Raw genomic sequence first — 7,772 nt, 5'->3', positions numbered from 1 at the left:
GTACAGCAGGTGCATCACGGCGTGTTCGATGCCGCCGACGTACTGGTCGACGGGCATCCAGTCGTTGGCCCGTTCGAGGTCGAAGGGCGCCTCGTCGAGGTCCGGTGAGACGTAGCGCAGGAAGTACCACGAGGAGTCGACGAAGGTGTCCATCGTGTCCGTCTCGCGCGTGGCCTCGGCCCCACAGTCGGGACAGGTGGTCTGCTTCCACTCCTCGGCCGCATCGAGGGGGTTGCCGGTGGTGTTGATGAACTCGGGCAGTTCGACGGGCAACTCGTCTTCGGGCACCAGCACGGGGCCGCAGTCCTCACAGTGGACGACCGGAATCGGCGTCCCCCAGTAGCGCTGCCGGGAGATGCCCCAGTCGCGCAGGCGGTACTGGGTGGCCTCCTCGGCGCTTTCGATGTCCTCGGTCAGGCGTTCCCGGGCGGTCTCGCTGTCGAGGCCGCTGTACTCGCCGGAGTTGACCAGCACGCCGTCCTCGGTGTAGGCCTCCTCGCTGACGTCGGGCACCTCGTCCTCGCTCGGCGCGATGACGGGGTCGATGTCGACGCCCATCTTGGAGGCGAAAGCGTGGTCGCGGTCGTCGTGGCCGGGCACGCCCATCAGCGCGCCGGTGCCGACGTCCGAGAGGACGAAGTCGGCGACGAAGACCGGAATCTCCTCGCCCGTAACCGGGTTCGTGGCGGTCAGGTCCGTCTCGACGCCGTTGGGTTCGTCGCCATCGGGGTCGGCCTCATGGTGGACGAACTCGTGGACGGCCTCGTCTTCCTGCACCAACTGCTGGCTGATGGGGTGGTCCGGCGCCAGCGCGAAGAACGTCGCGCCGAAGATGGTGTCGACCCGCGTCGTGAAGGCCTCGACGGACCCGTGGTCCTCGATGTCGAACTCCAATCGGGTTCCGTACTGCCGGCCGATCCAGTTGCGCTGCATCTGCCGGACGGAGTCGGGCCAGCCGTCGAGTTCGTCGATGTCGTCGACCAACTCGTCCGCGTAGTCGGTGATCTTCAGGAACCACTGTTCGAGTTCGCGCTGTTCGACGGGCGTGTCACAGCGCCAGCAGAGTTCGGCCTCGCCTTCGACCTGTTCGTCGGCCAGCACCGTCTCACAGGAGGGACACCAGTTGACCTCGGCGTCCCTGCGCTCGGCGAGGTCCTCCTCGACGAACCGGCGGAAGAGCCACTGGTTCCACTTGTAGTAGCGGGGCTTGCAGGTGGTTACCTCTCGCTCCCAGTCGTAACCGAAGCCCATCGACTCCATCTGGCCGCGCATCGTGTCGATGCAGTCGAATGTCCAGTCGCGGGGGTTCGTATCGCGTTCCTTGGCGGCGTTTTCGGCGGGCAGGCCGAAGGCGTCCCATCCCATCGGATGGAGGACATCGTCGCCGCGCATCCGCCGATAGCGGGCGTAGGCGTCCGTGATAGTGTAGTTGCGGACGTGGCCCATGTGGAGCTGTCCGGAGGGATAGGGATACATGCCGAGGACGTACGTCGGGTCGGAGACGTCGTCGGGCGTTCGATACACCGAGGCGTCGTCCCACGCCTCCTGCCACCGTCGTTCGACCGCCGTGTGGTCGTAGCCGTCGTCGTGCATAGAGAGGAAGTTACCGAAGCTACCGCCGGTTCGGCCCTTAAACTTTCCATCCGACGGACTCGGCTGTTGGAATCACGAGAAGGCTCATATTGGGGGCGGTCCAAGCATCACTATGATTGAGGGAACCGTTTCGACCGGACAGTACACGCTCCGGGACCGGGTGTCACGCGACGGGGAAACGAGCAACCTCTGGCTCGCTGCCGGCGCCGGCCTGCTGTTGTTGCTCGTCCCCCTCCTCCCGTTCCTGCTCGTGGTCTGGATGATCTCGCGCACGCTGAAGGGTATCCGGAAGGACGTCTCCTGGGAGTAAGACGAGCCGTCAGCCGTCCAGTACCCACGCGTCCGTCGGGTCGAAGCCGACCGTAAGCGACCCCGACTCTGGCGGGTCATCGAGCGCGGCGACCACGCGTCTGCCCGCCCAGTCCAGCCACACCCGCGTCGTCTCCCCCAGGAACTCGCTGTCGACCACCTCGCCGGTGAGTCGGTTCTCTCCCTCCTCGATTTCGAAGGCCGCGGGCCGGACACAGAATGTTAACCGGCCGTTCGGCGGCATCTCCACCTGAGACAACTCGAAACTCGCGTCCCCGACCCGAACCGTCGACCCCTCCGTTTCACCTGCAGTTCGTTCGTTGCCACGTGACGTGGTAACAACTTCCGCATCGAAGACGTTGTTCTCGCCGAGGAACTCCGCGACGAACCGGGTCGACGGGCGGCGGTAGAGGTCCCGTGGCTCGCCGATCTGTTCGAGGCGGCCGTCGTGCATGACGGCCACGCGGTCGGAGACGGCCATCGCCTCCGCCTGGTCGTGGGTGACGTAGACGGTGGTGACGCCGAGTTCGCCCTGAATCTCCCGGACGTCCCGGCGGAGTCGTTCCCGGAGGCGGGCATCCAGCGCGCTCATCGGTTCGTCAAGCAGGAGCAGGTCGGGACTGGGCGCCAGCGCCCGCGCCAGCGCGACGCGCTGTTGTTGCCCGCCGGAGAGTTCCGTGGGGTCGCGGTCCTCGAAGCCCTCCAGCCCCACGAGTTCGAGCAGTTCCGTGATGCGCTCCTCGCTCGAGACGCCGCCCGGCGGGTCGGCAAATCGCAACCCATAGCCGACGTTCTCGGCGACGCTCATGTGCGGAAACAGCGCGTAGTTCTGGAAGACGATGCCGATGTCGCGGTCCTCCGGGGGCCGCCCGGCCACGTCGGTGCCGTCGAAGCGTACCGCGCCGTCGGTCGGTTCCTCGAAGCCCGCCAGCAGGCGGAGCGTCGTCGTCTTGCCACAGCCAGATGGCCCCACGAGCGTGAAGAACTCGCCGTCCTCGATGGCCAGCGATACGTCTTCCAGCGCCGTCGTCGCGCCGTAGCGCTTGGCGACGCTCTCCAGCGTTACCCGCATCCGTGCCACCTCGTCATCGCTCGAATCCTCCGTATCCGCCGACGCGTTCGATGACCACGAAACTGACGCCCGTGACGACCAGCAGGACCGACCCCATCGCGGTCGCCGGTCCCAGTGTCCGCTCGGCGAGGTACCGCTCGACGGCCACGGGCATGGTGTAGGCGCCGCCGCCCTCGACGAGGACGATGGTGGCGTTGAACTCGCCGATGCTGATGGCGAAGGCGAAGGCCGCCCCGGCGGCGACGGCGGGCGCGACCAGCGGGAGTTCGATATCGAGTAGCGCGCGCGTCCGCGAGGCGCCGAGTGCGCGGGCGGATTCGACGAGCCCCTCGTCCATCGACGACAGCGCGGGCGCGACGGTGCGGACGACGAAGGGGTAGGCGCCGACGGCGTGGGCGGCGACGATGGCGACGGCGCCGGTGACCTGTATCCGGAGGCCGCCCACCTCGACGCCGAAGACGACCGTCTGGAGGAGGCCGAAGCCGACGATGATGCCCGAGACGGCGAAGGGCAGCATCGCGAGGGTGCCGACGACGCGAGCGGTCAGCGTATCACGGGCGGTCGCCAGCGAGACGACGACGCCCATCGGCACCGCGAGCGCCACCGCGCCGACGGCGAAGATAAGGGAGTTGCGGATGGCCACGTCGGGTTGGGTGCCGACGACGACGTCCCGGCGGGCCAGCAGGAACTCGTAGTACCGGAGGGAAAGCGACCCGTCGAGGTCGGTGACGCTCGCCAGGAGCATCGAGACGATGGGACCGACGAAGACGACGGCGATGACGACGGCGTACCCGGCGATGGCGAGCCGTTTGGCGTCGAGCGTGCCGAACAGGCGTTCGCGGGCACGGGGTCGTGGCGCGACGCCTTGGCTCGCCGCCTGTGCCGTCTCGTAGTGGAGGTAGGCGTAGGTCAGGCCAAGGGTGATGACGGCTTCGAGGACTGCCAAGGCGGCGGCCTCCTGCAACCGAAGCGTCCGGATGCGGTCGTAGAGCCACACCTCGACGGTCGCGAGTTCGAGGCCGCCCAGCGCCAGCACGATGGGAAACGACATGAACGTGAAGATGAACACGAGGAGGGCGCTGGTCAGGACCGCCGGCGCGAGTTGGGGGACGACCACGTCGCGGAACGCCCGGCGGGGTGAGGCGCCGAGACTCCGGGCGGTTTCGACGGTACGAGCGTCGACGCCCTGCCACGCTGCGGCGACGATGCGGGCCACCAACGGCGCGTTGTAGAAGGCGTGTGCGAGGACGATTATCTTCAGCGTGAACATCAGTTCTAGTTTCGGCAGGCCAAGACTCGATAGCGCCTGATTCAGCGGGCCGTTCGTCCCGAACATCGCGGCGAAGCCGACGGCGACCATGATGGACGGCAGGACGAAGGGCACGAGCGTCAGCGACTGGGCCGTCCGGCGGCCGGGGAACTCGTAGCGCGCGAGGACGTAGGCGCCCGGGAGTCCGAGGAGGAGGCTCAGAAGCGTCGAGAGGATGGCCTGATAGGCGGTGAAGCCGAACAGGTCCCAGTAGAAGGGGTCGGTGAGGACGCCGAGAAGCGGGTCGAGCGTCGGGCGGCCGTCCTCGAAGAGGGCTTCGACGAGGACGCTGGCGACCGGATAGTACAGCAGGACGACGAGCAACGCCGCCGTGACTGCCCCGGCGACCAGAAACGGCGTCTCGGGGCGTCCTCCTCGGCCGGCCATTGCTTACTGGGCGACCTGTCGGGCCCAGTCCTCGACCCACTCGTCGAGGTTGCCCGCCAGTTCGTCGTACGTGAAGGTGACCGGTTCCGGCGGGACGTGGGCGAACTGCGCGAACTCCTCGTCGAGGTCGGCGTCGTCGACCGCGGGGAACTGGACGTTCCGCTGGGCGATCTCGGCCTGCACCTCGGGGGTCAGCATGAACTCCATGAGGTCGACGGTCGCCTCGGGGTCGCCGGCCTCGGCGAAGCGAGCCATCCCCTCGGGGTTGGCGTAACCCTGGTCGTTCAGGAAACCGACCTGATGGCGCGGGGTGTCGCCGTAGTAGACCTGGTCGGTCGAGTAGGAGACGACCATCGGGGCCTCCTCTTCGAGATAGGCGTTGTAAGCGTCGCTCCACGACCCGAGGACGCGCACGTCGTTGTCCTGCAGGTCCGCCCAGTAGTCGAGGTAGCCGTCCTCGCTGAACTCGTGGATCGTCCACAGCAGGAAGGCCCGACCGGGGTCGGACTGCTGGGCGTTCTGGACGATGAGGTTTCCGCGGTTCCGCTCGGCGGTCAGGTCCTCGAACGTCTCGGGTTCGACCTCCTCTTCGTCGTAGACGAGACTGATGTAGCCGGTGTCGTAGGGAATCGCCCGGCCGTCGGGGTCGAAGCGGAGTTCGTCGAGGATGCGGTCGTCCCGTTCGAGATTGCCCGAAAGGCTGTCGAAGAGCGGCGCGTCGAGTTCCTCGTCGATACGGATGAGTTCGTCGACGTTGAGGCCGACGTAGAGGTCGGCCTCGATGGGTGCGTCCTGCTGTGCGCGCTGGATGTACTGGTTGACGCCCGCCTCGGGCACCTGGAACTCGATCTCAACGTCGTCGTCCCGCTGCTCTTCGAAGGCCTCCTTCAGCCACGGGCCGACGGGTTCCTCGCCGTCGACGAAGGAGTCGTAGGTCGCGACGGTGACGACGCCGTCGCCCGATTCCTGCTGATAGCCGAGACAACCCGCCGTCGCCGCGACACCGGTACCGACGCCGGCGATGAATGTCCGTCGCTTCATTACTGGGTGGTATTTCGCCGTGTACTTAAGTAGCGCGTTCGCCGTCCGGGAAACGGTTTTGGCGTCGCACGCTGAAGGAGGGTTCGTGTCTTCGCTTCGCCGCCGCCGGTACGTCCTCGCCGGGCTGCTCGCCGCCATCGGCCTCATCGCCGTCGGCATCCTCTGGGCGGTCGTCGAAACCGTCTTCTTCACGGTGACGGTCGCCTACGTCCTCTATCCCCTCCGGCAGCGCCTCGTCGGTCGTGGCGTCCCCCGTCGCATCGCGAGCGGGCTCGTCACCACGTTCGCGTTTCTGGTCGTCGTCATCCTCATCTCGCCGCTCGTCTGGACGCTGTTCCGGCGACGCGATGCCATCATCGAACTGCTAGGGAACCTCCCAGACGAACTGCCTATCGAGGCGTTCGGGGTCACCTACAACGTCGACGTCGGGGGTCTCGTCACCAGTACGTCCAACGCGCTTCGGGACCTCGCGTTCTCGGTTGCGGCGGATTCGGTTTTCATCCTTCTTCAGTTGACGCTGTTTACCATCCTCCTGTATGGGCTGTTGTTGCGCCCCAGCGCCGTCGGCCGGGCCGTCTTCGAGATCACGCCGCCGAGCTATCACGACGTCATCCGGGCGCTCCACCGCCGCATCGGCGGCACCCTCTATGCGCTCTACGTCATCCAGGCGGCGACGGCCGTCCTCACCTTCCCCGTCGCCTTCCTCGTCTTCTTCGCACTCGGCTACGAGGACGTCTTCGTGCTGTCGGTGCTTTCGGGTATCCTCCAGTTCTTCCCCATCGTCGGCCCCGGGATGTTGGCGGTCGGAATCGCGGGCCATGACTTCCTCCTCGGACAGACGGACCGGGCGCTGGCCATCCTCATACTGGGTCCCACCATCATCGGCGTGGTCCCCGACGTCCTCATCCGCCCGAAGTTGGCGACCCGGCAGGCACATCTGCCGGCGAGTCTCTACTTCGTCGGCTTCGTCGGCGGCGTCCTGACCGTCGGCGTCATCGGTATCATCGCCGGCCCGCTTATCGTCGCGCTGCTGGCCGAGATGGTCGACCTCCTGAGTGACGGAAAAATGCCCGAAGAGGGCTGAATCGTCAGGTCTCGGCCTGCCGCTCCAGCTTCCGCAGTTCCTCGATGCGCTTTTCGGTCGGGGGGTGGGTCCGGGCGATCTTGCCGATGAAGCCCTTCGAGATGGGGATGATGAAGAACGCGTTCATCTCGGCCTGCTCGCGGAGGTCCTCCTCGGGTACCTTGTCCATCCGCCCCGAGATCTTCATGAGCGCCGAGGCCAGCGCCGATGGGTTGCCCGTGATCGCGGCGGCCCCGCGGTCGGCGGCGAACTCCCGATATCGCGAGAGCGCACGGATGAGGAGGAAGGAGATCACCCACACCAGAAGCGAGACGATGATGGCGACGAAAAGCGGCGCCTGATTCCGGCCGCGGCCGCCGAAGAGCCATCCCCACCGGACGATGAGGAAGGCGATGGTCGAGAGGAAGGAGGCGATGGTCATCACTGCGACGTCGCGGTTCTTGATGTGTGCGAGTTCGTGGGCGAGCACGCCTTCGAGTTCGTCGTCGTCGAGGGTGTCCAGGAGGGCCGTCGTCACGCAGACGACGCCGCTTTTCGGCGACCGGCCAGTCGCGAAGGCGTTGGGGGTCCGGCTATCCGCGACGGCGACAGTGGGTTTCGGCAGGTCAGCCTGCTGGGAGAGCCGCGAGACCTGCGCGTGCAGGCGTGGGTATTCGTCTTCGCTGACCGTCTTGGCGCCCATCGAGCGCAAGGCGAGTTTGTCGCTGAAGAAGAACTGCACCAGCGAGAAGGCCCCGAGCATGACCGCGGCGAACAGGAGGTTGCCGAAGTAGGCGGTCAGGACGGCGATGAAGACCAGATAGAGCGCGAACAGCAGGAACATCGTCACGCCCATCCGGGCCCGGAGATTCCAGTCGGTCTGCCATTCCATACCCGACTCTTCGGGACGCGTCGGTTAAAAGTTCGCGCGAGGCGGCGATTGCCGGGCCCGTGTCCGCTCCATCCTCGCGGCTACCAGACCGCTGCGGTGCCGTCCT

At 66.6% G+C, this 7,772-nt stretch carries 7 protein-coding genes; 2 read left to right on the top strand and 5 right to left on the bottom strand.

The genetic code is table 11. From position 1 onward, the window contains the following. Window positions 1-1,593 (bottom strand): leucine--tRNA ligase (gene leuS / locus V5A53_RS11000; RefSeq protein ID WP_332313659.1); only part of this gene is annotated, 1,593 nt, incomplete at its 3' end. 112 nt (window positions 1,594-1,705) lie between these two features. On the opposite strand from leuS, the gene V5A53_RS10995 reads away from it, so the two are divergent. Continuing rightward, complete coding sequence (locus V5A53_RS10995) at window positions 1,706-1,903, top strand: DUF7535 family protein (RefSeq protein ID WP_332313658.1); 198 nt, start codon at window positions 1,706-1,708, stop codon at window positions 1,901-1,903. A 9-nt stretch (window positions 1,904-1,912) separates the two neighbouring features. Here V5A53_RS10995 and V5A53_RS10990 read toward each other — a convergent pair whose 3' ends face one another. From V5A53_RS10990 to V5A53_RS10980, 3 genes are read right to left on the bottom strand one after another with little or no spacing between them, the layout of a single operon-like run. Further along, a complete protein-coding gene (locus V5A53_RS10990) occupies window positions 1,913-2,974 on the bottom strand; it encodes an ABC transporter ATP-binding protein (RefSeq protein WP_332313657.1) in 1,062 nt (353 codons plus the stop codon). 13 nt (window positions 2,975-2,987) lie between these two features. After that, a complete protein-coding gene (locus V5A53_RS10985) occupies window positions 2,988-4,670 on the bottom strand; it encodes an ABC transporter permease (RefSeq protein ID WP_332313656.1) in 1,683 nt (560 codons plus the stop codon). A gap of 3 nt (window positions 4,671-4,673) precedes the next feature. After that, window positions 4,674-5,711, bottom strand: a complete 1,038-nt coding sequence (locus V5A53_RS10980; protein ID WP_332313655.1) for a thiamine ABC transporter substrate-binding protein — start codon at window positions 5,709-5,711, stop codon at window positions 4,674-4,676. An 85-nt stretch (window positions 5,712-5,796) separates the two neighbouring features. On the opposite strand from V5A53_RS10980, the gene V5A53_RS10975 reads away from it, so the two are divergent. After that, the gene (locus V5A53_RS10975) at window positions 5,797-6,795 is read left to right on the top strand and encodes an AI-2E family transporter (protein ID WP_332313654.1); all 999 of its coding nucleotides are present in this window, start codon (window positions 5,797-5,799) and stop codon (window positions 6,793-6,795) included. Between the two features lie 4 nt (window positions 6,796-6,799). Here the strand turns inward: V5A53_RS10975 and htpX are convergent, their stop codons facing one another. Beyond that, window positions 6,800-7,666 (bottom strand): zinc metalloprotease HtpX, encoded by an 867-nt coding sequence (gene htpX, locus V5A53_RS10970; RefSeq protein WP_332313653.1) that lies wholly within the window; start codon window positions 7,664-7,666, stop codon window positions 6,800-6,802. Window positions 7,667-7,772: the final 106 nt, after the last annotated feature.

The sequence above is a fragment of the Natronomonas sp. genome (assembly GCF_036625485.1).
Lineage (GTDB): Archaea > Halobacteriota > Halobacteria > Halobacteriales > Haloarculaceae > Natronomonas.
The sequence above is the reverse complement of the archived record's forward strand: the minus strand, read 5'-3'. Positions and strand labels throughout refer to the sequence as shown.

Bases quoted from the DNA above. Each gene is read 5' to 3' on its own strand.
- V5A53_RS10995 (WP_332313658.1), top strand. From the start codon at position 1,706: ATGATTGAGGGAACCGTTTCGACCGGACAGTACACGCTCCGGGACCGG.
- V5A53_RS10990 (WP_332313657.1), bottom strand. From the start codon at position 2,974: ATGCGGGTAACGCTGGAGAGCGTCGCCAAGCGCTACGGCGCGACGACG.
- V5A53_RS10985 (WP_332313656.1), bottom strand. From the start codon at position 4,670: ATGGCCGGCCGAGGAGGACGCCCCGAGACGCCGTTTCTGGTCGCCGGG.
- V5A53_RS10980 (WP_332313655.1), bottom strand. From the start codon at position 5,711: ATGAAGCGACGGACATTCATCGCCGGCGTCGGTACCGGTGTCGCGGCG.
- htpX (WP_332313653.1), bottom strand. From the start codon at position 7,666: ATGGAATGGCAGACCGACTGGAATCTCCGGGCCCGGATGGGCGTGACG.